This window comes from Aeromonas allosaccharophila (assembly GCF_000819685.1).
Classification (GTDB): Bacteria; Pseudomonadota; Gammaproteobacteria; order Enterobacterales; family Aeromonadaceae; genus Aeromonas; species Aeromonas allosaccharophila.
In genome coordinates, this window is record NZ_CDBR01000062.1 from 77,566 (window position 1) to 104,168 (window position 26,603).

Here is a 26,603-nt window from a genome sequence, read left to right on the forward strand (position 1 = left end):
GGCTGCGGGTCGTAGGGTTAGAGGTATTATGCCGCTGTCACATGGTCGAAAAGCCGGGGGTCACCCCCCGGCACCACTACTGCGACCTTAGTCGCCCAGCGTAGCAACCATCACTGCCTTGATGGTGTGCATCCGGTTTTCGGCCTCGTCGAACACGATGCTGTGCTCGGATTCGAACACGTCCTCGGTCACTTCCAGGCCTTTCATGCCATATTTGTCAGCTACTTCCTTGCCCATGGTGGTCTCGTCGTTGTGGAACGCCGGCAGGCAGTGCATGAACTTCACATCAGGATTCTTGGTGGCGTTGATGACATCCATGTTGACCTGATACGGGGTCATCAGTTTGACGCGCTGATCCCAGGCTTCTTTCGCTTCACCCATGGAAACCCAGACGTCGGTGTAGAGGAAGTCGGTACCCAGCACACCCTCTTTCACATCTTCGGTCAGGGTGATGCGTGCGCCGGTCTCTTCGGCGATCAGGCGGCACTTGGCAACCAGCTCCTCTTCCGGCCAGAAGGCTTTCGGCGCAACCAGACGGATGTCCATGCCCATTTTGGCGGCGCCGACCATCAGGGAGTTACCCATGTTGTTGCGGGCATCACCCAGGTAGGCGAACTTGATTTGATCCAGACGTTTGCCCTTGCCGTGCTCCAGCATGGTCATGAAGTCGGCCAGGATCTGAGTCGGGTGGAATTCGTTGGTCAGGCCGTTCCAGACCGGGACACCGGCGTAGGCACCCAGCTCTTCGACGATCTCCTGACCGTAGCCACGGTATTCGATACCATCATACATGCGACCCAGTACACGGGCGGTGTCCTTCATGGACTCCTTGTGACCGATCTGGGAACCGCTCGGGCCAAGGTAGGAGACTTGCGCGCCCTGGTCGAAGGCCGCCACTTCAAATGCACAGCGGGTACGGGTAGAGGTCTTCTCGAAGATCAGGGCAATGTTTTTGCCGGTCAGGTGTTTGCGCTCGTAGCCACCGTATTTGGCTTTTTTCAGGTCGATGGCCAGGTCAATCATGTATTGGATTTCGCGCGGGGTGAAGTCCAGCAGTTTCAGGAAGTTACGGTTACGCAGATTAAAAGCCATGATGAGTTCTCTCTATATTTGTTTCAGACCAATTCGGGCAGTAGTGTTGACTACGCATTCTCAGTACAAATTTCGGTAATTACGCATTCACGGTGCGGGTGGCGACGATATTGGTACCGGCTTCACCCTTGAGGATGGCAAGACCATCTTCCAGCGAGCCGATCCCGACCATGCCGCCGGTCGCTTTGACAAATTCACAAGAGGCTTCGACTTTCGGTCCCATGGAACCTGCATCGAACTTGACCCCGGCCAGCTCGTCCGGGCTGGTGACCCGCAGCGGGTGCTGGGTCGGCTTGCCCCAATCCAGATAGACGGCATCGGCGTCGGTCAGGATCAGCAGGGCGTCGGCCTTGATCTGCTTGGCCAGATAGGCGGCAGACATGTCTTTGTCGATGACCGCTTCGATACCGGTCAGGCACTGCCCATCCCAGGTCACCGGAATGCCGCCACCACCGGTACAGATGATGAGGTGGCCCTGGGCAATCAGGGTTTCGATGGCGTCGCCTTCGACGATGCGCTGGGGCAGCGGGGACGGCACTACACGGCGGAAGAACTTGCCGTCAGCCTTGACCACCCAGTGCTTCTCTTCTGCCAGGGTGCGGGCTTCCGCTTCTTCATAGACGGGGCCGATAAATTTGGTCGGATTGGCAAACGCCGGATCCTTGGGATCAACCTGCACCTGAGTCAGCAGCGCAGTGACGTTGCGGCTCGGCATAAGGTTTTTCAGCTCCTGGATCAGCATGTAGCCGATCATGCCTTGGGACTCGGCACCCAGCACATCCAGCGGATAGGGGGATACCTTGGTGTAGGCGCTGTTTTGCAGGGCCAGCAGGCCGACTTGCGGGCCGTTGCCATGCACCAGCACCACGTTGTACTCCTGAGCGATCAGGGCGATGGTCTTGGCGGCAGTGGCGATGTTCTTGCGCTGGATATCCGCTTCCAGTGGCTCACCACGACGGAGCAGAGCATTGCCACCCAGAGCGACGACGACAGTTGGTTTTTTCATAGTGGTTAATCTCGAGTTTGGTTCTGTGTGGCGCCAGCTTCTGCCGGCGCCACGCCGTCTCATCAGATGCTGTCGCGTTCCATCGGGCAGCTCATGCAGCGGGCGCCGCCGCGGCCACGGCCCAGTTCATCACCCGGGATGGAGAGAACTGTGATACCGGCCTTGTCATATTTCTCGTTGGTGTAGGTATTGCGCTCGTAGCCCACCACCACGCCGGGACGCACGGTCAGCACGTTGTTGGCGTCGTTCCACTGCTCGCGTTCTGCTTCGAAGCTGTCACCGCCAGTGGTGATGATCTTCAGCTGATCCACGCCCAGTGCTTTCTCGATAGCGGTGACGAAGTAGCCCTCTTCCTTGATGTTCATGCCGGTGGCGCCGCCCGGAGTCAGGCTCCAGCACTGCACGTCCTTGCGGATCACTTCCGGATAGACGGAGAAGGTGTCGATATCCATGTGGGTCATCACGGTATCCAGGTGCATGCAGCTGCGGTGTTTCGGCAGCTCCATGGCGATGACCTGCTTGGCCTGACCGTGTTTGAACAGGCTGCGAGCCAGGTGCTCGACACCTTGCGGGGTGGTGCGCTCGGACATACCGATCAGCACGGCGCCGCGGCCGATAACCAGTACGTCGCCACCCTCGATGGTGGAGTTGTCGTAGTCACGCTCCTCGTCACCGAAGTACTTGATGAAGTCCTGGCCAGCAAACATCGGGTGCCAGCGGTAGATGGCCTTCACATGGTTGGTTTCGCGGCGACGAGCCTGTTTGGCCATCGGGTTGATGGAGACGCCACCGTAAACCCAGCAGGAGGTGTCACGGGTGAAGAGGTGGTTGGGCAGCGGCTCGATGATGAAGTCGGTCGGTGCATGCATGCCCACTACCATGTTGACGCCGTGATAAGGCATCTCGGAGTAGGTCAGGCCGCCGGAGAGAATGCGGGCCAGTTCGCGGTGCGGCATGTCTGCCAGGAAGCAGCGCACGTCGTTGGCAAAAGAAGACCCGAGGCGGTAGTCGGAGACCTGATGTTGCAGCAGCCAGGTTTTGGCTTCCGGCACATCCAGGGTTTCGGCCAGCAGATTGGTCAGCAGGAAAACTTCGACATTCTGATCGCGCAGTACCTGAGCGAATTTGTCATGCTCCTGACCGGCGCGTTCAACTGACAGGACGTCATCGAACAGCAGATCCTGGCAGTTGGAAGGAGTCAGACGCTTCAGACTGAGGTTGGGGCGGTGCAACATGACACGGCGCAATTGGCCAACTTCAGAACCTACATAAAATTTGCTCATGATTATATTCCGTCTAGCAGTGGTCCCTGCGAGTGATTGAATAGATTCCTTCTATTCATGCTCGTGGCTAAGGCGGGATATTCTTTATGTAGGGTACTCGGCTTATGTTCTATCCTGCCCTTGCCTTTCGAGACCGAGGTTAGACCTGCGAACCGATGCAAACTTAGACACTGATCACATTCACTCAGAACTGAATATATTCACCGTTCAATCTATGACACCGGTAGCAAATTGCACATTTCCCACACAAAGCACATTGAATGGCCATGCACAACCACCCCGCTATATTTCAGGTTGATTCAGTTTTTATTCATGCAGGCTCACTGGCAAGATTAAATTCAAAAAACAAAACTCGTTAAAAATCATAATAATAAATGGTTTTTAAAATAAATTTTGAATATTACTTCCTGTGTATTGAATACATCGGCGTGACAAGAGGAACTCGGGGGAAATAAATACTCAGATCGAGCACACTCACTGCATAAATCTTTTCTTGTCCCAGATCATGGCATTGATGCCAACCCCATCAGGCCAGGCCTCATCAGCCATCACCTCTTTATGCGGTTCAACTTAATATGCACAAAGTTCGCATCGAGGCTGGCAACCATCCTCGTCAGTCACCACAACGCCTTTTGATACTTTTTTCATTAATTGAATTTATTCGTCCCACCTTGCGCTGGCGCCAACCTCGACTTAACTCAGAAAGTGATCCAGATCACACATGAATGGCACTACCAAGGAGTTGTTATGAAAATGAAACCCATGTTGTTGCTCGCGACTTTGCTGCTCTCTGCGCTCCCGACCTTCATTCAAGCTGAAGGAGCCCCTGCCATGCCCATGGTGGTATGCCATGTCGACCAGGCCCCCCAGATGCTGGTGCCTGACTATGTCTGCCGCTGGCATGGAGGCAGCGTTCATTACTAATCGACACAACGAGAGGAGCATCACTCCTCTCGCCTTGTGATGAGGCTGGCCCCTCCTATACTGAAATCAGCGGTTTTCTCATGGATAGGGGAACGTCATGATCTTGTTGGTCGGTGGAGAGAAGGGGGGGAGTGGCAAGAGCTGCCTGGCACAAAATCTTGCGGTCTACCTCAGATCCCAATTTCAGGGGGAGGTGTTACTGGTCGATTGCGACCCGCAGCGCACCACCTCTGACTGGATTCAGGAGCGCAACGACAACCCGGAGCTGCCACAAATCAACTGCGTTCAGCTCTATGGCAATATTCGCAACGACCTGCTCAGCCTGAAAAACCGCTACGACTACGTCATCGTCGATTGCGGCGGACAGGACAACCGGGCACTGCGCTCCACCATGGCTGTCGCCACCCACGCCCTGATCCCCTTGCGCCCGAAACGCCGCGACCTCAAGACCCTGCCCCATATGGAAGATCTCATCACCACCTGCAAGATGGTCAATCCGACGCTCAATGCCGCTGTAGTGCTGACCCAGTGCCCCGCCCTGCCCAATCAGGTAAAACGCATTCTGGAGGCGAAAGAGGTCTGCGCCTCATTCGGTGTCGATGTGCTGAACGCCATCACCTATGGTCGCAACGTCTACGACGACAGCGAAGAGAAGGGGCTGTCGGTGATGGAGATCGAGCCAGATGGCAAATCCGCCGAAGAGATCCGGGCCATCGCCAAAGAGTTCCTGCAAGTGGGGGTGTGAGATGGGTCTGGCCGATCTGAAGAAAAAGCACCAGCTGCATCACCAGAAGAAGTTCACCGTCGACGAATTTATCGAAGATGCAGAGTTCTACGCCAAGGGAAAACCCAAGGTGGTCAGCCTTGAACTGAGCCTGCATCGTGATGAAGCCCTGTCGGCGCTGGCCTTTATCGAGAGTGGCGAGCACCTGAGACCTAGTTACAAAAAGGCCACCTTCTCCATGAGTACGACGGCCATCGACGAGCTGGGCAATCTGACCCAGCAAGATGGCATGAACAAATCCCTGTTGCTGCGCCTCTTTACCCACTACTTCTCTTCGCTCACCCCGGAAGAGCGCCAGACCATTTATGAGCGACTCAACCAGCGCTCATAATTTCTCCATTCAGTCGCTCTTTTGGTGCCTCGCCAACCCATCCCGAATGACCATCATCAGACTGCAGAATCTGTTTCCAAAGTAACCAAAAAGTCGTGTAAGAGATCTGCCATTCCATATGTAAGCCAAAAGCCGAAAAGATACTCGAGATAATCGGAAGACAGGATCTTAAAATATGAAGGTGAAACACTTAACATCATGTTTATAAATGAATAAGTCGAAACACACCGCTTTCGGAAAAGCTAATGACAAAAACGTTTTCCAATCTGACGTTGTAGCCGGTAAGAAAATCCTTATAGTTACTCATGCACGGACGCAATGAAGTCGGTCAGGAAGACTGGCTGCCAGGGTTGGGCAAATGGACTCACCACAGGATGTGGTAAAGGACACCTCCCAGGACGGAGAAAGTGCGACGGGACAGGATGACTCGTCAGGCCAAGATGGCTAAAGGACACCCCAAAGGATTGGGAAGGGGAAACCTAAAGGAAGAGGTAAACAGTCAGGGATTGCAGGGAGCAACTTCGTTCAAGGATATGAGCGATACGACTACCGGGGGCGACGCAAGTCGCCCCCATCTTTTTATCTGCGTTTTACGGCCCGATTACTTGCCTTATTGCCAGAACCTTCCAGACCCGCTGCTTAAGCAAAAATACATATGAAAGGGGCGCCACGATGGCGCCCCTTTCTGTTTTCTGATCGACAGACACAGCTTATATCACGCGAGAGAACTGCTGCTGGCGTGCCTTGTTGCGCAGGTACACGTCGAAGCACATGCAGATATTGCGGATCAGCAGCTGCCCCGTGGAGGAGACCTCCAGGCCATCCTCCGTCATGCGCACCAGCCCATCGTTGATGAAGGTCTGCAGCAGCTTGAGATCGTCGGCAAAATACTCTCTGAAAATGAGTCCGTGCGCCTGCTCGACAGCGGCAAAGTTCAGGCGAAAATCACAGATGAGTCGCTTGATCACCTCACGACGGACCAGATCATCCTGATTGAGCGAGCAGCCTTTCCACTGGGCATGCCCCAGCTCTGCAACCTGTGCGTAATAGGCCTTGAGCTCTTTCTGATTCTGGGAATAGGCATCACCGATCATGCTGATGGAAGAGACCCCCAGTCCCAGCAGATCGCAATCACCCTGGGTGGTATAACCCTGGAAGTTGCGGTGCAGCTTGCCCTCGCGTTGTGCGACCGCCAGCTCGTCATCGGGTTTGGCAAAATGGTCCATGCCGATGAACTGGTAACCACGACCGGTCAGGAAGGCGATAGTGTCCTGCAACATGGCCAGCTTCTCCTGCGGAGCTGGCATATCCACCTCTTTCAACTTGCGCTGGGCGGCGAAGCGACTCGGCAGATGGGCATAGTTGAAGATGGAGAGGCGCGCCGGATCGGTCTTGAGCACCTCTTCCAGCGTATGGTGGAAGCTGGCACGATCCTGATGCGGCAGGCCATAGATAAGGTCGAGGTTGGTCGAGCGGAAGCCAAGCTCACGAGCCCGTTCCAACATGGCTCTAATAAAGTCGTTGTCCTGCTCGCGGTTGACTGCGACCTGCACATCCTTGTTGAAGTCCTGCACCCCAAGGCTGATGCGGTTGAAGCCGACTTCTCGCAGCACATCCAGCATGGTAATGGCGATCTCGCGCGGATCGACCTCAATGCTGAACTCCCCCTCTTCGGCGAAATGGAAGTGCTCACGCAGCATGGCCATCAGGCGGCGCGTTTGCGCTTCGTCCAGATAGGTGGGTGTACCGCCGCCCCAGTGCAGCTGGGTGACCAGACGATGCTTGAAGAGCGGGGCCTGCGCCTTGATCTCCTGCTCCAGGTAGTCGAGGTACTCGTCAGCCTTGTGCTGATGGCGGGTAATGACCTTGTTGCAGCCGCAGTAGTAGCAGAGCTTGTGACAGAAAGGGATATGCACGTAGAGCGACAGATTGCGCTCGGGATACTGGCCGGCAGCGCGGACAAAATCCGGATAACCGAAGCTCTCGTTGAACTCCAGCGCAGTGGGATAAGAGGTGTATCGCGGGCCACTGTAGTTATATTTTTCGATCAGGGCCTGATCCCACACAATCTGTTCTGCTTGCACGCTCGCTTCCTCTCTTGTTGTTATTGTTGGCTCACCGACCTAACTGAAAATCCTTCAATTGGGCCACATCCTTGAGGATCTGAGCTTCCAGCTCGGCCTCATAGCCGCTGCGTTCGAGATCCATCTTCATCACTTCATTGCGTTTAAGTGCGCGTCTGGCCTCATGAGTCGGCATATCTTTCACCTTCTCATACAGCCCGTACAGACCCGGGAACTCGGCAGCGAACGCCCGCCCATCCTTGATCTGCAACGCATCCAGCAGATGGGTCAGCCGAATGGCGCCTTCGGAGTAATCGCACTGCCCCTCCTGCACCGCATGGGCAATGACCCGCACGCTCTCCAGAATTCGTTCATTGCGAGCAGTTATCGCCTGCCACTGCATCGCTTGCTGCCGTCTTAGTCTGGCCAGCAGCATGCCTGCATAGATTGCCAACCCTGACAAAATCAGGCCGCCCAACAGGGCGGCCAGCATCCATCCACTCATCACTTTTTCTTCGGCTCAGGCTTGGGTTCCGGCTTGAAATCGACCTGGTTGAAACGATCCCACAACTCCTCTTCGGAGGCCGGTTTTTGCTCGTCGAACTCGGCGTCATCGCCATCATCAAACGGCAGCTCGTCATCTTCATCATCGTCGTTATCGATGATGCCCAGCTCATCCATCAGCTCCTGATAACGGTCGACGCGCTGATCAACCCAGGCCTGCTCGGCCGCTTCCAGGGTTTCACCGGCATCAAGACGATCCAGCAGATCATTCAAGCGGTCATCATTTTCGATGGAAGCCAGCTCCTGCTCGGGGGTCATCACCAGCTTCTTCTCTTTCACTGCCTTGGGTGCTGCCGGCTTTTTCTGTTTGTCATCCACCACCAGTACCACCGGCTTGCGAGAACCGATACGCGGATCTTTGGACTGGCTGTTGCCAGACTTGTTGTTCGATTGTTCAACTTGCTGACGAGAACCAGCCTTCAGGCCCTTGCGCTTGGCAGCCCGTTTACGCTCACGACCTTCCTGAGCACTGACATCAGATTCTTTGCGCTTGCCAGTAGGCTTGCGAGTGGGTTGTTTGGCAGACATGAATGGCTAACTCCGAAAAATAACTGGATTGACCCGTACCCGGGATGATCTCACCCGGTGGGATACGATGCGAGGAACAGTAAGGCTGGAACAAAAGCAGGATCCGGCACCAATCCGGCCTAATCAGGCCACTGAACACCGCAGGATCGGTATCCTCTGGGCATGTTGCTGGTATTTTGACACAGAATGGCTAATCGGGTTAATGACCCAAAAGAAAAAAGGCAGCCGAAGCTGCCTTGATATGTTCATGCGAGCGCCATCCTGAATGGCAAAACAGTCTGTTTCGTCCTCTCCGTGACAACTTGTCGCCGCAGCATATCGTTGTGTGGTCATCCTGACCTTGTATTGGTCGTTCCTGAATGTGCGTGTGCCTGTTTGACCCGTCGCGTCGCGACCGCATCCTGCCATCGTGCCGGGGAGTCTGCATCCCGCAACCCCATCCCGCTCCGGAGATGGTCACCATCCTGATACTTCACATCCCTTGCCAGCTCATGCGAGCCCATGGCATCCCGCCACGCCAGCCATCCTCTGCTCACAACATCCTGTTGTGAAACCGCCACCCAATCCGTGGGTGAATCCATTGAGCCTACTGTATCAACTCTATAAAACGGCTCAATCCACCCCAAAAATTCTCAACATCTCGAAAAATATCAATATTCACATAATTAATTGATAAATAATGGATATTTAATATTTTATGCAATTTTATGAGCCTTGGCCTGCCTTGTGAATGGGAGATCTCTTACAGAACGGGGGGATTAAACCGAGAATTATCTGAAAACCATAAAAACAACGGGGAGCAAAGGCTCCCCGTTTCAACTCGAATCGACCGTATCGACCGTATCGACTATATCAGTGCAGACCCGCCACATATTTGGAGAGGGCTTCGATATCCTGATCAGTCAGTTTCTTGGCAACATCCCGCATCATGCCATTCGGATCGTTGTCACGTGTCCCGGCACGGAATGCGGTGAGCTGAGCCTTGATATAGGCAGGATGCTGGCCGGACAGGCTTGGATACTTCGCCTGTTCGACACCCGAACCACGGGGACCATGGCAAGCCGTACAAGCTGCCAGACCGCGACTCATGTCACCGCCCATGTAGAGTGCCTTGCCTGCGTCGACCACATCGTCAGGGACCGCGATCGGGCTAACCTTCAGGCCGGAGAAGTAAGCCGCCAGGTCATCCATGTCCTGTTCCGACAAAGGTAACGCCATCGGCCCCATCACTGGCGCAACCCGGCCAATTTGACCAGAAGCGGCAGCCTTCAGTTCAACTAACTGCTTTTTGATATATGATGCGTGCTGACCAGCAATTTTGGGGTACATATCAACCAGGCTGTTTCCGTCCGGTCCATGACAAGCCGCACAAACGGCAGCCTTGGTCTGTCCCGCAGCGGCATCGCCCTTGGCTTGTGCCATCCCCGTTACGCCAACCATCAGAGCAAGAGTAATGACTAGGTTCTTCATGGCGTTCCAACTTTTCGTTATTAGGCTTCCAGATCCCATGCCGCTGAAGGCATGTTAAAATAAACGCGTTTAAGCGACGCTATTTTACACCATTTTACAAAAAAGTAACTCTATAACCCTCTATCTCCATGGGGAATTTACGTTGGATACACAAACTCTGAATTTCAATAAGGTGCATTTTGTGACCAGCGCACCCGACATCCGTCACCTGCCAAATGATGGGGGTGTCGAGATCGCGTTTGCCGGCCGTTCCAACGCCGGTAAGTCATCTGCATTGAACACCTTAACCAAACACAAGAACCTGGCGCGTACCAGTAAGACACCCGGTCGTACCCAGCTGATCAACCTGTTTGAGCTGGAACCGGGCAAGCGTCTTGTCGACTTGCCGGGTTATGGTTATGCGCAAGTTCCGCTGGAAATGAAGCTCAAGTGGCAAAAGTCACTGGCAGAGTATCTGCAGCGCCGTGAGTCATTGAAAGGTCTGGTGATCCTGATGGACATCCGCCATCCGCTCAAAGATACCGACATGAACATGCTGGAGTGGAGCTCACACCGTCAGTTGCCCGTTATGCTGTTGCTGACCAAGGCCGACAAACTGAGCCCGGGTCCGCGCAACAACCAGGTGATCAAGGTGCGCCAGGCTGTTGCCAACCTTGGTTCCCAGATCCAGGTTGAAGCGTTCTCCTCCCTCACCAACATCGGTGTGGAGAAGCTGGCGCAAACCCTGACCGAATGGTACGTCAGTGGTGACGATACCGACCTGCTGGACGCTGACGAACAGCAACCTGTCGAGGAGTAATCCACTCCTCGCTTTCCTTGCAATTGGCGGAGCACTCCTCCGCTGATTGAAAGGGTTTCAGATTGCCGCTTTCACCTGCCTCACGACTAATACCCCGCACTCGTCTCCCCAGTTATATCCATTACCGCTTACAGTTCATATAGATAGATCGTTAATTCCTGGTGGGAATTAACTTAATGATGCGTTGATAGCGTTTTCAAATCTGTTCTTTCAAAACGAACAAGAATTACAGAAAGAGACCAAAATGAAATTTAATTACAAGATCTAACCGAGAGGGATAAAAATGAGGCCGGACGACAGTGATGCCATCCAGCCTGAAATAATAAGTTCAAAAAATTGGGAAGAAGCTGAATCTTGAGTACCAGACGACAGGTATTCCTCAAGAAGCAACCTCATTCTATCAAATGCATCGCCAATTTAAAGCATTTACTCTAAATGGCGCGCATAAAAAAACACCCCGACGAGAACCTCATCGGGGCAGCTATTCAGCCACATTCAATTACGTGAAATAAAAGGTCTGAAAGATAGAACATCTTACCTCTGTACCCTACGCAGACAACTGTACAGCAAAGCAGCAAAAAGTGAAAGTAATTTATGTAATTTAGTTTCACAACTTACAGATTAAGAAAAAATCTTTTACTTTCATGCAGATAAAAAAATCCCCAGTACGAATACCGGGGAGTTATAAAGGTGACTAGCTAGCACTTCCTCAACTATCTAGTTAGTCAGCGCTATTTCCAAGTAGTTCCGCTACAAAACAAAAAAACTTTGAAAAATCAGAGATAGATAGCGCCATCTTCAGCAAACTCTTGTTCTTCAATGAGTTTTTCAGCCATGTCTTCAATATCAAAACGCACGCTTTCGAAGGCTCTGACGATGTCATCCTCCCTCGTCAGCACCAGACCGGTCATTTTCTCCAGTCGCCGCTGGCTGATGTAACAATCTATCAGTGCCCCCATCTGCTGGGCGGGAAAGCGAACCCGCTGTTCGCCAGCCTGCCACTCCATCAGATCGGGAAACAGAATACCCTGGTTCATATCACCCCCAAGTTACGCTTCAACTCTCTCAATACCTGTTTAGTCCCAGGACGAATTCCGCGCCACACGGTAAACGCTTCGGCGGCCTGTTCCACCAGCATGCCGAGTCCATCCATGGTTTGGCGGGCTCCCTGCTGTTTGGCCCAACTAATAAACGCCGTATCCGATGAGCCATACATCATGTCGTAGATGGCAATATCGGTGTGGATCAGGGCGGGAGCCAACGGCGGCAGCTCCCCTTGCAGGCTGGCGGAGGTAGAGTTGATGACGAGATCGAACGGCCCTGCCAGCTGCTCATAGGTCTGGGCGGTCACGGGCCCCAGATCGTGGAATTCAGCAGCCAGCTGCTGCGCTTTGGTGTGCGTGCGGTTGGCGATCACCAGCTCGCTCGGCAGCTCTGCCAGCAACGGCGCCAATGCACCGCGAGCCGCCCCGCCGGCCCCTAGCAGCAGGATCCGGCTATCCGCCAGCGTCACACCGTGGGACTTGAGATCGGCAACCAGACCGGCGCCATCGGTGTTATCCCCCAGCAGCACGCCATCATCGGTCAGCTTGATGGTATTGACCGCGCCCGCCCGCTTGGCCCTCGGGCTCAACCGATCGACCAGAGTGAATGCCTGCTCCTTGAAGGGGACGGTGACATTGCACCCCTTGCCCCCTTGGGCAAAGAAGGCCCGCAGGGTGTGGGCAAACTCGTCGACGGCGGGTTCAGCCAGCCCATACTCCAGCTCTTGCTGGGTTTGTCTGGCAAACAGGGTATGAATGAAGGGGGACTTGCTGTGGCGCACCGGGTGGCCAAAAACCAGATAACGATCCATCAAAGAGTTCCATCAGAGGGCAATATTCCGATTTAACGGGTTTTCGCACTCGGGAACAAGCCGAATATCGGCCAGCAAAAAGGGGCCATCATGGCCCCTCGGGTCACAGCCACTCTCGCGGCGTGAGATAGTCGGTGTAGAGCAAGGCTTCAGGAGTGCCCGCTTCCGGCTGCCAGTCATACTCCCAACGTGCCAGCGGTGGCATCGACATCAGGATCGACTCGGTACGTCCACCAGTCTGCAGCCCGAACAGGGTGCCCCGGTCATACACCAGATTGAACTCCACATAACGACCGCGACGATAGAGCTGGAACTCCCGCTCCCGCTCGCCATAGGGCAGTGCCTTGCGTCGTTCGATGATCGGCAGGTAGGCATCGAGATAACCCCGACCGACCGCCTGCATAAAGGCGAAGCAGTCAGCAAAAGGCCAGCGATTCAGATCGTCGAAGAAGAGGCCGCCCACCCCCCGTGTCTCATTACGATGCTTGAGGAAGAAGTAGCGATCGCACCAGGATTTGAACTCGGGGTAGATCTCATCACCAAAGGGCTGGCAGAGATCACGGGAGACCTGATGCCAGTGCTGCACATCCTCAGCAAACGGGTAGAAGGGCGTCAAATCGAAGCCACCGCCAAACCACCAGATCGGCTCTTCGCCTTCCTTCTCGGCGATGAAGAAACGGACGTTCGCGTGGCTGGTCGGTACATAGGGGTTGTGCGGATGGATCACCAGCGACACCCCCATCGCCTCGAACTTGCGGCCGGCCAACTCGGGCCGATGGGCTGTAGCAGAGGCAGGCATGGCATCGCCATAGACATGGGAGAAGTTGACGCCCCCCTGCTCGATCACCGCGCCGTGGCGCAGCACGCGGGTGCGACCACCACCACCGCCTTCACGGCTCCAGGCATCTTCCACAAAGTGTCCGGCACCGTCGGCCTGCTCCAGACCACGGCAGATCTCGTCCTGCAACTGCAACAGGAAGGCCTTGACCTGGGCCACATCCGGTTTGCTCATCTTGTCTCCAGTCAGGCAGGATCGTGAACGCCCTGTCCATTTTAATAGTTAAATCAATCCGATGAGCTCACCGCTCAGCGGATTGATAGCAAATCATGACGTATCCGCCTGCTCAGGAGGGGCGAATAATGGCGCCGGTTCGGGCGTCCTTGATCTCGGAGGGGTTGGCTTGACCACCCACTTCACCGGGCAGGATATAGGCCAGCTTGCTGGCCAACCGCTCACCGATATCGGCCACCCGACGGGCAGGCTCCTCGCCGGTCAGGTTGGCGCTGGTAGAGACCAGCGGCTTGCCAAAAGCGCGGCACAACGCCTGCACCTGAGGATGAGCCGTCACGCGTACCGCCAGGGTCTCGAACTGCCCGGTCAGCCAGGCCGGCGTCGTTGCACGGGCAGGCATGATCCAGGTAAAAGGACCGGGCCAGCTGGCTTCAACCCGAGCCAGTTGTTCACCGCTAAGTTGGCTCAGATCGATGTAATCCTGCAATTGCGCCAAATCGGCAGCAATCAGGATCAACCCCTTCTCTACCGGACGCTGTTTGATGGCCAGCAGTCGCTGCACCGCCACTTCGGAGTCGGGATCACAACCCAGACCAAACACGGCCTCAGTCGCATAAGCAATCACCCCTTCCTGCTGGAGGGCGGCAACTGCCTGTTCAAATTCATTTGGCATAGGAAAAATGCGGCAGCCAGGCTGCCGCCTCGTCACTTGGTAGCAAGTTGAATTCGTATGGCGGCGACCATGGCGAAGTGACATGCTGCTGTAGCATAGAAAATATGACACTTCCGGATCGCCACCCGTTCACTTACTTGAGTTGAGCCTGCAGGGCAGCATCCTTAGCCATCACCTCTTCGGCATTCTTCTGGCGTTCGGCCCGAACCTTGGCCGCCAGTTCATCATCGGCTACTGCCAGCATCTGGGCTGCCAGATAACCCGCGTTCTTGGCACCGGCCTTGCCGATCGCCACGGTCGCCACTGGTACACCACCCGGCATCTGCACGGTGGAGAGCAGTGCATCCAGCCCCTTGAGCGGGCCACCATCGATGGGCACCCCGATCACAGGACGAGTCGTGATGCCGGCTACGGCACCCGCCAGATGCGCCGCCAGACCGGCAGCACAGATAAAGACCTTGCAGCCACGGGCCTCGGCATCGGTCACATACTGATGGGTCGCAGCTGGCGTGCGGTGCGCGGAGGTGACTTTGACTTCCACTGCGATATCAAATGACTTGAGCACCTCAAGGGTGGTCTGCATCACGGGGAAATCAGAATCAGAGCCCATCAATACGGCAACAAAGGGTTTATTCATGGTGGGAATTTCCTTACTCCAAGTGGGGGGTTGAAGTTCGCCGAAAACGTTTCAATCCGGTTGCGGCGGCGGGATTATACCTGCTCACTTTGGTGGCCGCATTTCTTTTGCGGACAGACCCAACGCAGCGTTCCCCTCACTTTTTTCTCGATCATGATGCCCCAGCCACACGCGGGACAAGGCATGGGGATCGGCTTGTCGTTCACCACATATTTACAATGGGGATAGCCATCACAGGAGTAAAACTGCTTGCCGTAGCGGGAGGTGCGGCCCACCAGATGACCCTTGCCGCACTCGGGGCAGAGGATCTGGGTATCGTCGCTCTCCTGCAGGGATTCGATATGCTCACAGGCCGGATACTGAGTGCAACCGACAAACAGACCGTAACGCCCCTTCTTGATCGCCAGCGGCTGTCCGCAATCGGGACAGGCAGAGCCTTCGAGCACCTTTTCGATGTCGCGGCCAGATGGCGTCAGGGAACGAATGTAATCACAGGCAGGGTAAGCAGAGCAGCCGAGAAAGGGACCATGTTTGCCCTGGCGGATCACCAGCTCGGCCCCGCACTGCGGGCACGGCTCGCGCTCGAAGGCATGTTCGTGGGCTGAAAAGAGGTGATGATCGATTTTTGACATGGGCCGCGCCTTAAAATCCAGATGGTCTGAATTCTACCAGCGCGGCACCGGACTGTCAGTGGATGACGCCGTCTGACTCATCAAACACCAGCTCTTCCATCTGCTGGTAGGCATTTTCACTGCCCGGTACGTTGAACAGCACCATCATGACGACCCACTTCAGGTCATCCAGCTCGATATCCGGCTTGTCCAGATCGAGCAGGCGCTCGATACAGATCTCGCGGGTTTCGGCATTCAGCACCTGAGCCTGCTCCAGAAAGAGCAGGAAGCCGCGGCACTCGGTGCTGAGGCGTGCCAGCTCTTGCGGGGCATAGATACGCATCGAGCCTTGCGCGCTGGCGGTGACATAGACCTCCCGCTCGCTATCGTGCAGATTGGCCAGTCGCTCCAGCCAATCGAGCGCCTTGTCGATTTCGGCTTTATCGAAACCGGCCCGGCTCAGCTCGTCGGTGAGCTCATCCTGCTCGACCATCACATCTGCATCGCTGTGGATGTAGGTCTCGAAAAGGTACATCAATACATCAAACATGATTCGCCCTCCTCGCTCTGACGTATCCACCGGCTACCGCCATCACTGCACCGGCCAGCTCCAGCTCTACCAACCTGCCCAATACCACTTCGACAGGAAGCTGGGCCCGCTCGGCGACGGTATCCACGCTCGTGGTCTCATAATCTACGTTATCCAACAAATCGGCATAAGGCAATTCGCTATTATGCGGTTGCTCAGATGATGTAACCGACGGATGTGGCCGTGAGACCCACTCTGGCAGCTCTTCCACTATATCGGCCGCATTCAGCACAAGTTTGGCTCCCTGCTGAATTAATCTGTTGCACCCTATCGCCTGGGCATTTTGCGGGGCGCCAGGAACCGCAAACACGTCGCGCCCCTGCTCCAGCGCATAGCGGGCGGTGATCAGCGAACCGCTCTGCTCGGTCGCCTCCACCACTAGGGTTCCCAGCGACAGACCACTGATAATACGGTTGCGACGCGGAAAATGTTCAGCCAACGGCCCTTTGTCAGGCGCCAGCTCGGAGATAAGCAAACCACCCGTTTCCAGAATCTGGCCAGCCAGCCCCTGATGGCGTTTGGGATAGAGACTGTCGAGCCCCGATCCCAACACGGCAAGGGTGATACCGCCGGCAGCCAGCGCCTGCTGATGGCAGACGCCATCGATACCAAGCGCAAGGCCCGAAGTAATGGCCAACCCGCACCCAACCAGCTCGCTACAGAGACGGGAAGCATTATCCTTGCCTGCGTAGGTGGGATGGCGCGTCCCCACCATCGCCAGCTGAGGCAGTGACAAGGCGGCGAGATCACCACGACAGTAGAGCAATAAGGGGGCAGCAGGGATCTCCCGCAGCAAAGAGGGGTAAACCGGGTGATCTTGCGGAATAAGGACGTTGCCAGGCAAAGCGGCCCAAGCCAGGCTCTGCTCAACAAGCGGCGAGGGCCAACGCAGTTGCTTGATCTGCTCTGACGATAGCCCTATACCATGCAGTTGCGCTTCATCGCACTGGAACAGGGCATCAATGCGTCCCCCGACCCGCTCCAGCAGGCGGGTTGCGGTCACCGGACCGATACCGGTAACCGCATCAAGGGTTAACCAGAGCGCCAGACGCTCGTCGGGGTAGCTCACGTCAGAAGTGAGTGACCTGATAACCCGAACTCACCATATCGTTACTCTGCATGATGAGACCGTAACTCACCTTGTCATACACCTTGAACAACATGACGCGGGCAATCGCTTCGGAAGGCAGTGGTGCCTTCTTATTGCTGCTGTAAAACACCTTGTTGTAGACCGATGAGAGTTCCTTGTACTGCACATCGCCATTTTTGGTCACCAAGGCAGCACCGGGCCGCCTGACATCCAGCACATCCCCGGCGACCAGTTGATCACGACCACCCCGGTTGATCAGCACCACATCAAACTTGCCACCGCCCCGGGTCTTGTTCGGCAAGTCGATGATATAACCCGGCGTGATAGCGGGTGCCGCCTTCGGCGTGAAGACGGCGGGCATGTTCTCCTGAGCGGGCAGCGGCATCACCTTGTCGCCCTGCAGCACCTCCCGCTGATTATGAGTCAGCGTCACTTCGGTCCGGTCACCATCAAGACGCGCCACAGCCCGTACCACACCGGCAAAGATGGCCTCCTGGCCAAGTTGTTCACCGGTTTCACGATCTTTGTAGACCACCCCCGGGTGATAGATGCCATACATCTGGCCAGGCGTCAGGGAGCCCTGAACATAGAGAGTGTCCCCCTCCAACATGCCGATATGTTTCTGGTCCGAGCCCAGCAGATAAGGCAGGGTTTTCTGCTGCTGGCTGTCTGCCAGAATATGGTCGGTTTGCAAGAAGGGGCCGATCTCGCTGATGGGCAGGGTCGGAATGGGGTTGGCCTTGTTCTCGTAACGGGTTTTCGGACCGAGACGGATGACCTGCTTGCCCCCCTGCATCGCCTTGCCGAGCCGGGGTTCACCATTGACCCAGCTCAGGTGCAGCACATCACCGGGGTAGATCCAGTGAGGATTGGCAATCTGCGGATTGATGTTCCAGAGCCGGGGCCACAGCCAGGGCTCGGAGAGATACTTGCCGGAGATATCCCACAGGGTGTCGCCTTTTTGCACCACATAGCTTTCGGGATAGCCCGCTTTTAGCCTCAGCTGGTCGGCCAGAGCGGAGTGGCTCGCGGTCACCAGCAGGCAGGCGAGGATGGTTTGCTTCAGATACATAACACTCCCTGTTACTTCTGCACGCAAAGTGTTGCTGTTTTTTGTCGGCGTAAATGACTAGAATTACGCCAATATTGACTGCATTTATACGAAACTAAAGAAAAAACTATGGCCATTCTAGATGTATTGCGTTTTCCCGATGAACGCCTGCGCACTGTCGCAGCCCCTGTCGAGACCTTTACACCCGAGTTACAACAGATTGTAGATGATATGTTCGAAACCATGTATGCGGAGGAAGGCATTGGCCTGGCCGCGACTCAGGTCGACGTTCATCAACGCATCATAGTGATCGATGTCTCTGAAAACCGTGAAGATCCTCTGGTATTGATCAATCCGGAGATCATCGAGCAGTGCGGCAGCACCGGCATCGAAGAGGGTTGCCTCTCCGTGCCCGGCAGTCGTGCTCTGGTGCCGCGCGCCGAACAGGTCAAAATCCGCGCGCTGGATCGCAACGGCAAGCCGTTCGAGCTGGAAGCCGACGATCTGCTCGCCATCTGCATCCAGCATGAGATGGATCATCTGGTCGGCAAGTTGTTCGTGGATTACCTGTCCCCGCTCAAGCGCCAGCGCATTCGCCAGAAGCTGGAAAAGATGGCCCGTGAAGATCGCAAAGTCCTCTGAGGATCTGCCCCATTGAATAAGCTGAAACTGATTTTTGCCGGTACTCCCGACTTCGCCGCCCGTCACTTGGCGGCGTTGTTGTCTTCCGACCACGAGGTCGTTGCCGTCTATACCCAGCCGGACAAACCAGCCGGTCGTGGTCAGAAGCTCACTGCCAGCCCGGTCAAAGAGCTGGCCCTGACCCACAATCTGCCGGTCTATCAACCGGCAACCCTGCGCAAAGAAGAGGCGCAAGCCGAGCTGGCTGCTCTGGGTGCCGACCTGATGGTCGTCGTGGCCTATGGCCTGATCCTGCCCAAGGTGGTGCTCGATACCCCGCGTCTGGGCTGCATCAACGTCCATGGCTCCCTGCTGCCCCGCTGGCGCGGCGCGGCGCCGATCCAGCGCGCCATCTGGGCGGGCGATAGCGAAACCGGCGTCACCATCATGCAGATGGATGTGGGGCTGGATACCGGCGCCATGATCCGCAAGGTGAGCTGCCCCATCGCCGCCGATGACACCTCCGCCAGCCTCTATGACAAGCTGGCCGAGCTGGGCCCGCAGGCACTGGTCGACACCATCAATGCCATGGCCGCCGGTGAAACCGCTGCCGAAGCGCAAGATGATGCGCAGGCAAACTACGCCGAAAAGCTCTCCAAGGAAGAGGCCCGCATCGACTGGTCGATGGAGGCTGTTGCCATTGAACGCTGCATCCGCTCGTTCAACCCCTGGCCAATCAGCTGGTTTGAAGTGGCTGACCAGACGATCAAGGTATGGCAAGCCGCAGTGGTGGACAGTGACCACGGCCAGCCCGCCGGCACCCTGCTCAAGGCCGACAAGCAGGGGATCGACATCGCCACCGGCAAAGGGGTACTGCGCCTGCTGACCCTGCAACCGCCCGGCAAGAAGGCCATGTCCGTTTCGGATCTGCTCAACTCTCGCCGCGACTGGTTTGAACCCGGCACGCAATTGAATTGAACTGGATTGAATTGACACAAGCGGGGCCCAGGCCCCGACTTGCGCATCTAAGGTAACTCTATGAAAACACGTGCACAGGCCGCTCTCGTTATTCAACAGGTGCTGGATCAGGGTCAATCCCTCTCCGCTGTTCTGCCTGCTGCCCAGGAGAAGGTCGCGCCTCGCGATCGCGCTCTCCTGCAAGAACTCTGCTACGGCACCCTGCGCTGGCTGCCCCGCCTCGATGCGGCAGTCAACGAGATGATGGACAAGCCGCTCAAGAACAAGAGCCGCATTTTCCACTACCTCATCCTGATCGGTCTCTATCAGCTCATCTACACCCGCATTCCGGCTCACGCCGCAGTGGCCGAGACCGTCAACGCCGTCAAACTGCTCAAGGGTACCTCCCTGCGTGGCCTCATCAACGGCGTGCTGCGCAACTTCCAGCGCAGCGCCGAAGTCATTCTGCTGCGCATCGACCGCGTCCCCAGCATTCGCCTCGGTCATCCTGAGTGGCTCACCAAGCGCCTGCGTCAGGCCTATCACGATGAGTGGGAATTCATCATGGAGGCGAACAACCAGCGCCCCCCCATGTGGATCCGCAACAATAGCCAGCGCCAGAGCCGCGATGCCATGCTGGCCCGCATGGCCGACGTCGGCATCAATGCCGTGGCCGGTGAAGAGGGCGAGGATTGCATCCTGCTGGAGCGTCCTTGCGACGTGACCAAGCTGCCCGGCTTCGAGGTCGGTGACTGCTCGGTACAGGACGGAGCAGCACAACAGGCTGCGGCGCTGCTCGACCCGCAACCGGGCGAGTGGGTGCTGGATGCCTGCGCCGCCCCTGGCGGCAAGACCGCCCACTTGCTGGAGCGTCAACCCAAGCTGGCCGGCGTAGTCGCCGTCGATGCCGACGAGAACCGCCTCAAGCGGGTGCAGGAAAACCTGGACCGCATCGGCCTGAATGCCAAAGTGATCCACGGCGATGCGGCGGCACCGGAACAGTGGTGGCCGGAGGGTCAGTTCGATCGCATTCTGCTGGATGCTCCCTGCTCCGCCACCGGCGTGATCCGTCGCCACCCCGACATCAAGTGGTTGCGCCGGGATCAGGACATTCGCGAGCTGGCCGAACTGCAGCGCCGCATTCTCAATGCCCTCTGGGGCAAGCTGAAGAGCGGCGGCACCCTGCTTTACGCCACCTGCTCCGTATTGCCGGAAGAGAACCGCGAGCAGATCCGCGCCTTCCTTGCGGCGACCAAAGATGCCAAATTGGTGCCATTGCACGAACAGGACACCCCGGACTGCCCGGGTCGCCAGTTCCTGCCGGGTGAAGCCGAGATGGATGGCTTCTACTACGCCAAACTGTTCAAGCTGTGAGTCTGGCCAGCTTCTCCCGGGGTGGCCGCCATGCTGGCGGCACGCCCCTTTACTGCATCAACGTGAGTAGACGTTCCCTATGAAGATCATCATTTTGGGAGCCGGCCAGGTCGGCGGCACCCTGGCCGAGAACCTGGCCGGGGAGAACAACGACATCACCATCGTCGATACCGACAGCGAACGGCTGCGCGAGCTGCAGGACAAGTTTGACCTGCGGGTGGTCAACGGTCACGGCGCCCACCCCAGGGTGCTGCGCGAAGCGGGGGCCCAGGATGCCGACATGCTGGTCGCCGTCACCAACAGTGACGAGACCAACATGATCGCCTGTCAGGTCGCCTACTCCCTGTTCAACACCCCGAACAAGGTGGCGCGGATCCGCTCGCCCGCCTATCTGACCGAGCGGGATCGCCTGTTCCTGCCGGAATCGGTGCCGGTAGATCACCTGATCGCGCCGGAGCAGCTGGTGACCGACTATGTGCGTCGTTTGATCGAATATCCGGGCGCCCTGCAGGTAGTTGATTTTGCAGGTGGTCGTGTCGGTCTGGTCGCGGTCAAGGCCTACTACGGTGGCCCGCTGGTAGGCAATGCCCTCTCCACCCTGCGCGAGCACATGCCCAACATCGAAACCCGGGTTGCAGCCATCTTCCGTCAGGGCCGTCCGATCCGTCCGCAAGGGACCACCATCATCGAAGCGGATGACGAGGTGTTCTTCGTCGCCGCCGCGGGCCATATCCGCGCCGTGATGTCGGAGCTGCAGCGCCTCGAGAGCCCTTACCGCCGCATCATGATCGTCGGCGGTGGCAACATTGGCGCAGGCCTCGCCCGCCAGCTGGAGAAGCGTTACAGCGTCAAGCTTATCGAGCGCAACCAGAAGCGGGCGGAGCAGCTCTCCGAACTGCTGGAGAACACTATTGTCTTCTGCGGCGATGCGGCGGATCAGGAGTTGCTGGCCGAGGAGCACATCGATCAGATCGACGTCTTCATCGCCGTGACCAACGAGGACGAGGCCAACATCATGTCGGCGCTGCTCGCCAAGAAGATGGGCGCCAAGAAGACCATGGTGCTGATCCAGCGCGGCGCCTACGTGGATCTGGTGCAGGGTGGCTCCATCGATATCGCCATCTCGCCGCAGCAGGCCACCATCTCGGCGCTGTTGACCCACGTGCGCCGGGCCGATATCGCCAACGTCTACAGCCTGCGCCGCGGTGCGGCCGAGGCGATCGAGGCGATCGCCCACGGCGACGAGAACACCTCCAAGGTGGTCGGCAAGACGGTGGGCGAACTCAAGCTGCCGCCGGGCACCACCATCGGTGCCGTGGTGCGCGGGGATGAGGTACTGATCGCTCACGATCGCACCAAGATCCAGCAGGATGACCACGTGGTCATGTTCCTGGTGGACAAGAAGTACATCCCGGAAGTGGAGCGGCTGTTCCAGCCCAGCCCCTTCTTCCTGTAACGTCTTCATGCGCACAGGCTGTCAAACCAGACCCGGCTCAGCTCCTCCAAGGGGATGGTCCGGGTCTTTTGTTAATCAACGACCAGGTTATCGAACATGATCAAGCTGCGTCCCATTATCTTCACCCTGGGGCTGGTGCTCTCCAAGCTGGCGCTCTTCATGTGGCTGCCCACCTTGCTGGCACTGCTCACCGGGTCAGAGGGATTTGTCGAGTTTCTCAAGTCCGTGCTGATCACCCACGGCGCCGCCCTTCTCTGCCTCCACTACGGCCGCAAGGCGGAGTTTCATCTGGGGGTGCGGGAGATGTTCCTGCTCACCACCTCGGTCTGGGTAGTGGCCTGTGCCTTCGGCGCGCTGCCCTTTGTCTTCATCACCCACATCAACTTTACCGACGCCTACTTCGAGACCATGTCGGGGGTCACCACCACGGGCTCCACCGTGCTCTCCGGCCTCGACAACATGGCCCACAGCATCCTGTTGTGGCGCTCCATCCTGCAGTGGCTGGGCGGGGTCGGCTTTATCGTGATGGCGGTTGCCGTACTGCCCTACCTCAACGTCGGCGGTATGAAGCTGTTCCAGACCGAGAGCTCGGACTGGTCAGACAAAAGCGCGCCGCGGGCCAAGACGGTCGCCAACAACATCGTCGTGGTCTATCTGGTGCTCTCCATGCTCTGCTTCATGGCCTACTGGGCCAGTGGCATGAACATGTTCGAGGCGATCAACCACGCCATGACCACCCTCAGTACCGGCGGTTACTCCACCTCCGATCAATCCATGTCCCACTTCTCCAACTCGGCACACTGGATTGGCACCCTGTTCATGTTCCTTGGCGGCCTGCCCTTCCTGCTCTATGTGCAGAGCCTCAACCACAGGGACTACAGCCTGTTCAAGGATGCCCAGGTGCGCGGCTTCTTCTGGCTGGTGGTGTGGGTCACCGCCATCATGACCCTCTATCTGTGGCAGCGGGATCTGTTCAGCTTTATGGATGCCCTGCGCATCAGCTGCTTCAACATCGTCTCGGTACTCACCACCACCGGCTTCGGTCTCGGTGACTTCGGCACCTGGGGCCCGCTCGCCAGCATCGTCTTCATCGTGCTGCTGGCACTCGGTGCCTGCTCAGGCTCCACTGCGGGTGGTCTGAAGATCTTCCGGGTACAGGTGGCGTTTGCCCTGTTCAGAAAGCAGATGCGTCAGCTGATGCACCCCTCCGCCGTATTCCCGCAGAAATACAACGGCCGGACGGTCAATGACGCCATCATCCGCTCGATGATCTCCTTCGTGCTGGCCTACTTCGCCATCATTCTGGTGATCGCCGCGCTGCTGGCCGCCATCGGGCTCGACCCCCTCACCTCCATCTCCAGCTCCATCACCGCCGTCGCCAACGTCGGCCCGGGCATGGGCCCGGTGGTTGGCCCCAGCACCAACTTTGCCAGCCTGCCGGAATCAGCCAAGTGGCTGTTGTCGTTTGGCATGCTGCTGGGACGGCTGGAGATCCTGACGGTCGCCGTGCTCTTCTTCCCCTCCTTCTGGCGCCAGTAACCCCTTACTGCATGTCAGCAAAAAGCCGCCGCGTTCACCCGCTGCGGCTTTTTTATCTCAAGCATTCTCACGACTTTGCTCAGCGCTTATCAGCCCACTCATCACCCATTGCCGGATGGCCTGAACGACCTCACCTAGATGGCCAGAGCGGATCACAAGCATAAAAAAACGGACCCAAACCAGAGGTTTGGGTCCGTTTATCAGTGAACCGTCAGCAGCCGCGAGGGCTACCGAGACTCAGCGCATGGCATTAACCACGGCCGGAGCGCTTGCGGTCCATCTCGGTCAGCAATTTCTTGCGGATACGGATGTTCTTCGGAGTCACTTCTACCAGTTCATCGTTGTCGATGAACTCGAGAGCCTGTTCCAGAGTCATGCGGATCGGCGGAGTCAGCACTTGGGCTTCGTCGGTACCGGAGGCACGCATGTTGGTCAGCTGTTTGCCCTTCAGGCAGTTAACAGTCAGGTCGTTGGAACGGGAGTGAATACCGATCACCTGGCCTTCGTACACTTCGGTCGCGTGACCGATGAACAGACGACCGCGGTCTTGCAGACCGAACAGGGCGTAAGTCAGGGCCTTACCGGTTGCGTTGGAGATCAGCACGCCGTTCTGACGCTCGCCGATGCTGCCACCCTTGTGCGGACCGTAATGGTCGAAGGTGTGGTACAGCAGACCGGTACCGGAGGTCATGGTCATGAACTCGGTCTGGAAGCCAATCAGGCCACGGCTCGGGATCATGAAGTCAAGACGGACACGACCCTTGCCATCCGGCGTCATGTTGGTCATTTCGCCTTTACGCAGACCCAGTTGCTCCATCACGGAACCCTGGTGCGCTTCTTCAACGTCCACGGTTACGGTTTCGAACGGTTCTTGCAGAACGCCGTCAACGGTACGCAGGATTACTTCCGGACGAGACACAGCCAGTTCGTAACCTTCGCGACGCATGTTTTCGATCAGGATGGAGAGGTGCAGCTCACCACGACCGGATACGCGGAACTTGTCCGGATCATCAGTCTCTTCCACGCGCAGGGCCACGTTGTGGACCAGCTCCTGGTTCAGACGCTCCAGAATGTTACGGGAGGTCACGAACTTGCCTTCTTTACCGGCGAACGGTGAGGTGTTGACCTGGAAGGTCATGTTCACGGTCGGCTCGTCAACGGAGAGCGGCGGCAGGGCTTCAACAGCACCGTTGTCACAGATGGTGTCGGAGATTTTCAGCTCGCCCAGACCGGTGATGGCGATGATGTCACCCGCTTGCGCGTCGGTAACTTCAGTACGGGACAGGCCCAGGTAACCCAGCACCTGGCCGACTTTACCGTTACGGGTTTTGCCGTCAGCACCAACGATGGTGACTTGCTGGTTGGTCTTGACGCGACCACGGGTGATACGGCCGATACCGATAACGCCGACGTAGGAGTTGTAGTCCAGCTGGGAAATCTGCATCTGGAAACCACCGTCGGCATCCGCCGCCGGGGCTTCTACGTTGTCAACGATAGCCTGGAACAGCGGCTCCATGTTCTCGGACTCGACGTCCTGATCCATGGTGGCCCAACCGTTCAGTGCAGAGGCGTAAACAACTTTGAAATCCAGCTGTTCGTCAGTCGCGCCCAGGTTGTCGAACAGGTCGAATACCTGATCCATTACCCAGTCAGGACGAGCACCCGGACGGTCGATCTTGTTGATGACCACGATCGGCTTCAGACCCTGAGCGAACGCTTTCTGGGTCACGAAACGGGTTTGCGGCATCGGGCCATCTACGGCGTCAACCAGCAGCAGCACGGAGTCAACCATGGACAGTACGCGCTCAACTTCACCACCGAAGTCGGCGTGACCCGGGGTATCAACGATGTTGATGCGGTAGTCGTTCCAGCGGATCGCAGTGTTCTTGGCGAGAATGGTGATGCCACGTTCCCGTTCCAGATCATTGGAGTCCATGATCCGTTCCTGACCTTCGCTGGTGCGATCCAGAGTACCGGATTGCTGCAGCAGCTTATCAACCAGAGTCGTTTTGCCGTGGTCAACGTGCGCAATAATCGCAATATTGCGTAAATTCTCTAACATTCTCGCCTCAAATCACCGGGTAAAATTGGGCGCTAATTGTACTCTCGCCTTTGTGATCTGCCTAGCAGAATTGCAGTACATTCGCGCACAACAACGGATCTGGATCATAGACCTCCCTGACAAACCCTGCTTAGATGGGCGGTGGCCGTATTTTGCGCACCATTACAGCGCACCAAAACGATCCACCACTGCACTAAATTGATGCAACATGAGTCGAGAACGCCTGATTTTG

27 protein-coding genes are annotated in these 26,603 nt (G+C 56.9%); 9 read left to right on the forward strand and 18 right to left on the reverse strand.

What is annotated here, in order from left to right; translation table 11 throughout:
• Positions 1 to 87 precede the first annotated feature (87 nt).
• The 3 genes from argF to arcA form a co-directional block, all read right to left on the reverse strand.
• Positions 88 to 1,092, reverse strand: a complete 1,005-nt coding sequence (gene argF, locus BN1115_RS11940; protein ID WP_017409770.1) for an ornithine carbamoyltransferase — start codon at positions 1,090 to 1,092, stop codon at positions 88 to 90.
• A gap of 79 nt (positions 1,093 to 1,171) precedes the next feature.
• Positions 1,172 to 2,098 carry a carbamate kinase gene (gene arcC / locus BN1115_RS11945; RefSeq protein ID WP_042657318.1) on the reverse strand — a complete coding sequence of 309 codons (927 nt, stop codon included), beginning with the start codon at positions 2,096 to 2,098 and terminating at the stop codon, positions 1,172 to 1,174.
• A gap of 62 nt (positions 2,099 to 2,160) precedes the next feature.
• Positions 2,161 to 3,381, reverse strand: a complete 1,221-nt coding sequence (gene arcA / locus BN1115_RS11950; protein WP_042657319.1) for an arginine deiminase — start codon at positions 3,379 to 3,381, stop codon at positions 2,161 to 2,163.
• Positions 3,382 to 4,128: 747 nt separating this feature from the next.
• On the opposite strand from arcA, the gene BN1115_RS22550 reads away from it, so the two are divergent.
• The 3 genes from BN1115_RS22550 (at position 4,129) to BN1115_RS11960 (ending at position 5,420) form a co-directional block, all read left to right on the forward strand.
• Positions 4,129 to 4,305 carry a hypothetical protein gene (locus BN1115_RS22550; protein WP_167335554.1) on the forward strand — a complete coding sequence of 59 codons (177 nt, stop codon included), beginning with the start codon at positions 4,129 to 4,131 and terminating at the stop codon, positions 4,303 to 4,305.
• 97 nt (positions 4,306 to 4,402) lie between these two features.
• Entirely contained in the window at positions 4,403 to 5,050 is a 648-nt protein-coding gene (locus tag BN1115_RS11955) for an AAA family ATPase (protein ID WP_042063761.1), read from the forward strand.
• Position 5,051: 1 nt separating this feature from the next.
• The gene (locus BN1115_RS11960) at positions 5,052 to 5,420 is read left to right on the forward strand and encodes a hypothetical protein (protein WP_042657320.1); all 369 of its coding nucleotides are present in this window, start codon (positions 5,052 to 5,054) and stop codon (positions 5,418 to 5,420) included.
• A gap of 710 nt (positions 5,421 to 6,130) precedes the next feature.
• Here BN1115_RS11960 and hemN read toward each other — a convergent pair.
• From hemN to BN1115_RS11980, 4 genes are all read right to left on the reverse strand, one after another.
• The gene (gene hemN, locus BN1115_RS11965) at positions 6,131 to 7,504 is read right to left on the reverse strand and encodes an oxygen-independent coproporphyrinogen III oxidase (RefSeq protein ID WP_042657321.1); all 1,374 of its coding nucleotides are present in this window, start codon (positions 7,502 to 7,504) and stop codon (positions 6,131 to 6,133) included.
• A gap of 31 nt (positions 7,505 to 7,535) precedes the next feature.
• The gene (locus BN1115_RS11970; RefSeq protein WP_042657322.1) at positions 7,536 to 7,976 is read right to left on the reverse strand and encodes a DUF2489 domain-containing protein; all 441 of its coding nucleotides are present in this window, start codon (positions 7,974 to 7,976) and stop codon (positions 7,536 to 7,538) included.
• Positions 7,977 to 7,987: 11 nt separating this feature from the next.
• Complete coding sequence (gene yihI, locus BN1115_RS11975) at positions 7,988 to 8,575, reverse strand: Der GTPase-activating protein YihI (RefSeq protein WP_042063757.1); 588 nt, start codon at positions 8,573 to 8,575, stop codon at positions 7,988 to 7,990.
• A gap of 852 nt (positions 8,576 to 9,427) precedes the next feature.
• A complete protein-coding gene (locus tag BN1115_RS11980; RefSeq protein ID WP_042657323.1) occupies positions 9,428 to 10,045 on the reverse strand; it encodes a c-type cytochrome in 618 nt (205 codons plus the stop codon).
• A gap of 142 nt (positions 10,046 to 10,187) precedes the next feature.
• On the opposite strand from BN1115_RS11980, the gene yihA reads away from it, so the two are divergent.
• A complete protein-coding gene (gene yihA, locus BN1115_RS11985) occupies positions 10,188 to 10,844 on the forward strand; it encodes a ribosome biogenesis GTP-binding protein YihA/YsxC (protein WP_042657324.1) in 657 nt (218 codons plus the stop codon).
• 485 nt (positions 10,845 to 11,329) lie between these two features.
• Here the strand turns inward: yihA and spfP are convergent, their stop codons facing one another.
• The 10 genes from spfP to BN1115_RS12030 all read right to left on the reverse strand — a co-directional run bounded on the left by spfP (position 11,330) and on the right by BN1115_RS12030 (position 18,383).
• A complete protein-coding gene (spfP, locus tag BN1115_RS23000; RefSeq protein WP_462101308.1) occupies positions 11,330 to 11,377 on the reverse strand; it encodes a small protein SpfP in 48 nt (15 codons plus the stop codon).
• 243 nt (positions 11,378 to 11,620) lie between these two features.
• Complete coding sequence (locus tag BN1115_RS11990) at positions 11,621 to 11,881, reverse strand: DUF1488 family protein (RefSeq protein WP_005341944.1); 261 nt, start codon at positions 11,879 to 11,881, stop codon at positions 11,621 to 11,623.
• Positions 11,878 to 12,699, reverse strand: coding sequence for a shikimate dehydrogenase (aroE, locus tag BN1115_RS11995; protein WP_042657325.1), 822 nt, complete (start codon positions 12,697 to 12,699; stop codon positions 11,878 to 11,880). The genes BN1115_RS11990 and aroE overlap by 4 nt, the downstream gene beginning before the upstream one ends.
• A gap of 103 nt (positions 12,700 to 12,802) precedes the next feature.
• Complete coding sequence (gene hemF, locus BN1115_RS12000; RefSeq protein WP_042657326.1) at positions 12,803 to 13,711, reverse strand: oxygen-dependent coproporphyrinogen oxidase; 909 nt, start codon at positions 13,709 to 13,711, stop codon at positions 12,803 to 12,805.
• A gap of 112 nt (positions 13,712 to 13,823) precedes the next feature.
• Positions 13,824 to 14,384 carry an L-threonylcarbamoyladenylate synthase type 1 TsaC gene (gene tsaC, locus BN1115_RS12005; RefSeq protein ID WP_019445779.1) on the reverse strand — a complete coding sequence of 187 codons (561 nt, stop codon included), beginning with the start codon at positions 14,382 to 14,384 and terminating at the stop codon, positions 13,824 to 13,826.
• Positions 14,385 to 14,517: 133 nt separating this feature from the next.
• Positions 14,518 to 15,021, reverse strand: a complete 504-nt coding sequence (gene purE, locus BN1115_RS12010; protein WP_005339704.1) for a 5-(carboxyamino)imidazole ribonucleotide mutase — start codon at positions 15,019 to 15,021, stop codon at positions 14,518 to 14,520.
• Positions 15,022 to 15,095: 74 nt separating this feature from the next.
• Positions 15,096 to 15,653: a DNA topoisomerase family protein gene (locus BN1115_RS12015; protein WP_042657327.1), complete on the reverse strand. Its 558-nt coding sequence runs from the start codon at positions 15,651 to 15,653 to the stop codon at positions 15,096 to 15,098.
• Positions 15,654 to 15,708: 55 nt separating this feature from the next.
• A complete protein-coding gene (locus BN1115_RS12020; protein ID WP_042657328.1) occupies positions 15,709 to 16,182 on the reverse strand; it encodes a DUF494 family protein in 474 nt (157 codons plus the stop codon).
• Positions 16,175 to 17,290, reverse strand: coding sequence for a DNA-processing protein DprA (gene dprA / locus BN1115_RS12025; RefSeq protein ID WP_042657329.1), 1,116 nt, complete (start codon positions 17,288 to 17,290; stop codon positions 16,175 to 16,177). Before dprA ends, BN1115_RS12020 begins: the two co-directional genes overlap by 8 nt.
• A gap of 1 nt (position 17,291) precedes the next feature.
• The gene (locus BN1115_RS12030) at positions 17,292 to 18,383 is read right to left on the reverse strand and encodes a LysM peptidoglycan-binding domain-containing protein (protein ID WP_042657330.1); all 1,092 of its coding nucleotides are present in this window, start codon (positions 18,381 to 18,383) and stop codon (positions 17,292 to 17,294) included.
• A gap of 108 nt (positions 18,384 to 18,491) precedes the next feature.
• On the opposite strand from BN1115_RS12030, the gene def reads away from it, so the two are divergent.
• The 5 genes from def (at position 18,492) to BN1115_RS12055 (ending at position 24,309) form a co-directional block, all read left to right on the forward strand.
• Positions 18,492 to 19,004, forward strand: coding sequence for a peptide deformylase (gene def, locus BN1115_RS12035; protein WP_042062412.1), 513 nt, complete (start codon positions 18,492 to 18,494; stop codon positions 19,002 to 19,004).
• A 12-nt stretch (positions 19,005 to 19,016) separates the two neighbouring features.
• Positions 19,017 to 19,961: a methionyl-tRNA formyltransferase gene (gene fmt / locus BN1115_RS12040; RefSeq protein WP_042657331.1), complete on the forward strand. Its 945-nt coding sequence runs from the start codon at positions 19,017 to 19,019 to the stop codon at positions 19,959 to 19,961.
• 60 nt (positions 19,962 to 20,021) lie between these two features.
• On the forward strand, positions 20,022 to 21,314 hold the full coding sequence (gene rsmB / locus BN1115_RS12045) for a 16S rRNA (cytosine(967)-C(5))-methyltransferase RsmB (protein ID WP_042657332.1): 1,293 nt from the start codon (positions 20,022 to 20,024) through the stop codon (positions 21,312 to 21,314).
• Between the two features lie 79 nt (positions 21,315 to 21,393).
• Positions 21,394 to 22,770 (forward strand): Trk system potassium transporter TrkA, encoded by a 1,377-nt coding sequence (gene trkA / locus BN1115_RS12050; RefSeq protein ID WP_042062417.1) that lies wholly within the window; start codon positions 21,394 to 21,396, stop codon positions 22,768 to 22,770.
• Positions 22,771 to 22,866: 96 nt separating this feature from the next.
• Complete coding sequence (locus BN1115_RS12055) at positions 22,867 to 24,309, forward strand: TrkH family potassium uptake protein (RefSeq protein WP_042657333.1); 1,443 nt, start codon at positions 22,867 to 22,869, stop codon at positions 24,307 to 24,309.
• 250 nt (positions 24,310 to 24,559) lie between these two features.
• Here the strand turns inward: BN1115_RS12055 and typA are convergent, their stop codons facing one another.
• A complete protein-coding gene (typA, locus tag BN1115_RS12060) occupies positions 24,560 to 26,371 on the reverse strand; it encodes a translational GTPase TypA (RefSeq protein WP_042062420.1) in 1,812 nt (603 codons plus the stop codon).
• Positions 26,372 to 26,603: the final 232 nt, after the last annotated feature.